We start from the raw sequence: 1,490 nt of genomic DNA on the forward strand, positions 1-1,490 counted from the left end.
ATGCCCACCGCGATTTCGCACTTCATCGGCGGCCGAACCGTCGCCGGCACGGCCACGCGCTCTGCGCCCGTCTTCAACCCGGCCACCGGCGAGGAGACCGGCCGGGTCGCCCTGGCCGATGCGGCGGACGTGAACGCGGCGGTGGCCGCCGCCAAGGCGGTCGCCCGCGACTGGGCGCTGACCACGCCGTTGCGCCGCGCCCGCATCCTCAACGCCTTCCTGCGGATCGCGGAAGACCGCACCGACGAACTCGCCGCCCTCATCACCGCCGAGCACGGCAAGGTGCTCTCCGACGCCAAGGGCGAGATCCAGCGCGGGCTCGAGGTGGTGGAGTTCGCCACCGGCATCCCGCAACTTCTCAAGGGCGAGGTCACCGAGAACGTCGGCACCCGCGTCGACAGCCATTCCCTGCGCCAGCCCCTCGGCGTGGTCGCCGGCATCACGCCGTTCAACTTCCCCGTCATGGTGCCGATGTGGATGTTTCCCGTCGCGCTCGCCTGCGGCAACTGCTTCGTCCTCAAGCCCTCCGAGCGCGACCCCTCGCCCGCCCTCCTGGTGGCGGCCTGGCTCAAGGAAGCGGGCCTGCCCGACGGCGTCTTCAACGTGGTGAACGGCGACAAGGAGGCCGTGGACGCCCTGCTGCACCACCCCGACGTGGCCGCCGTCAGCTTCGTCGGATCGACCCCGATCGCACGGTACATCTACGCCACCGCCACCGCGAACGGAAAGCGCGCCCAGTGCCTGGGCGGCGCCAAGAACCACATGATCGTCATGCCGGACGCCGACCTCGACCAGGCGGTGGACGCCCTGATGGGCGCGGCCTACGGCTCGGCCGGCGAGCGCTGCATGGCGATCTCGGTGGCCGTCCCCGTGGGCGAGAAGACCGCCGACGCCCTGGTGGCCAAGCTGATCCCGAAGGTGCGCGCCCTCAAGGTCGGACCCGGCACCGATCCCGATTCGGAGATGGGCCCCCTCGTGACGAAGGTCCACCGCGACAAGGTCAGCGGCTACATCGATGCGGGCGTGGCGGAAGGGGCCGAGCTTCTGGTCGACGGGCGCGGCCTCAGCCTCCAGGGCTACGAGGGCGGCTACTTCCTCGGCGGCAGCCTGTTCGACCGGGTCACCCCGGAGATGTCGATCTACCGGGAGGAGATCTTCGGACCGGTGCTGGCGGTCACCCGGGCGCCGGACTACGCGACCGCCGCCCAGCTCATCAACGAGCACGAATTCGGCAACGGCACCGCGATCTTCACCCGCGACGGGGATGCCGCGCGCGAGTTCGCCCACGGCATCGAAGTCGGCATGGTCGGCATCAACGTGCCGATCCCGGTGCCGATGGCGTTCCACTCCTTCGGCGGCTGGAAGGCCTCGCTGTTCGGCGACCACGCCATGCACGGCCCCGAGGGCGTGCGCTTCTACACCCGCCTCAAGACCATCACCACCCGCTGGCCCACCGGCATCCGCGCCGGCGCAGACTTCGTCATGCCGAC

At 70.6% G+C, this 1,490-nt stretch carries 1 protein-coding gene; it reads left to right on the plus strand.

Annotation, left to right across the window (positions count from 1 at the left end):
* Positions 1–1,490, plus strand: a 1,490-nt coding sequence (locus MFF30_RS25515) for a CoA-acylating methylmalonate-semialdehyde dehydrogenase (protein ID WP_238283043.1), incomplete at both ends; no start/stop codon positions are given.

Origin of the sequence: Methylobacterium goesingense (genome assembly GCF_022179225.1) — a bacterium.
GTDB classification, from domain to species: Bacteria; Pseudomonadota; Alphaproteobacteria; order Rhizobiales; family Beijerinckiaceae; genus Methylobacterium; species Methylobacterium goesingense.